The following is a 1102-nucleotide window of genomic DNA, read 5'->3' as shown; positions in this document are numbered from 1 at the left end:
GTTGCCGTTTGGCTCCAATGGTCGAAGTCGCTAAAATGCTGCAAAATCACTACGATGGCGTTGTTCGCTGGTTCTCGTCAAAGCTGACGAATGGCCTTCTGGAGGGAGTGAATAGCTTGTTCCAGGCCGCCAAACGGAAAGCTCGCGGATACCGTTCCGAGAAAAACATCATCGCCATGGTGTACGTTCTGGCGGGCAAACTTAACTTCACATTGAAATAAGAAAAGAACTGGCTACAGCATGGAGCCACGCATCGCTCGCACCTGAACCAATTCCCTTGTCCAGCCACCAGTATGTCCATTTACTGGCATGTTTATGCTGCTACAGAAGGTGAACGCAGAGCGAAGCATCTATACCAATTCCCTTGTCCGGTTTTCAAAGATTTTCAAAGGGTTGATAGAACCATTTGTTCTCATAACAATGCTAGTGGCGAAGAGCCACAATAAGTTATTGAGAACCCATACGGCTATGATCCACTGAATCCTGAAGTACTAAGAGTTTTATCAAGAGGTGGGGAAATTATAATAACTGGCTCACATTCGAATATGAATAAACTGGTGAGAACGGTTAAACACCCTTATTGTGGACACTGCACCTCTTATTCGATATCAAACATAGAATTGCTTTACATTGCTTTGTTTTTCACCAATGCCGATTATCAAACCTTAATCTGCTTCGGCTCCACAATGCCTTGTTTCACCGCTTCCATATATTCATACGGGGATAAATCGTAGATGCTGCCGTGGATGCGGATACGATTATAATCCTGTATAAACTGACTCACGACTTCATAGGCCTGAGGATAAGATTCAAATTCATGTCGCTGGTAGCACTCCGCCTCGATGATCGAATGATACGATTCGATGTGAGCGTTTTTATTCGGCGTTTTGGGCGGAATTCGTTCGTGAATCATGACAAACTCGCTACAGGCATCCTCAAACTTGTTGCTGATAAATTGTGGGCCGTTGTCCGAACGTATGACGGGTTTTTCTGTCTTGTCAAAGAGCTGGCGCTTCCTAAGCGCCTCCTGCGTAATCTGAACGAGATGCTTCGCTTCGCACGTCAGTCCAATGTGATAGCTTACGACCGCGCGATCAAACAC

At 45.6% G+C, this 1102-nt stretch carries 2 protein-coding genes; one reads left to right on the top strand and one right to left on the bottom strand.

What is annotated here, in order from left to right:
- On the top strand, window positions 1–221 hold a 221-nt coding region (locus ABD76_RS18725), incomplete at its 5' end, for a transposase (RefSeq protein ID WP_197257414.1).
- A 437-nt stretch (window positions 222–658) separates the two neighbouring features.
- On the opposite strand, the gene ABD76_RS18720 is transcribed toward ABD76_RS18725, so the two are convergent.
- Window positions 659–1102, bottom strand: a 444-nt coding sequence (locus ABD76_RS18720) for an integrase core domain-containing protein (RefSeq protein WP_197254959.1), incomplete at its 5' end; no start/stop codon positions are given.

Origin of the sequence: Paenibacillus dendritiformis (assembly GCF_015845845.1) — a bacterium.
Taxonomy (GTDB): Bacteria; Bacillota; Bacilli; order Paenibacillales; family Paenibacillaceae; genus Paenibacillus_B; species Paenibacillus_B dendritiformis_C.
The sequence above is the reverse complement of the archived record's forward strand: the minus strand, read 5'-3'. Positions and strand labels throughout refer to the sequence as shown.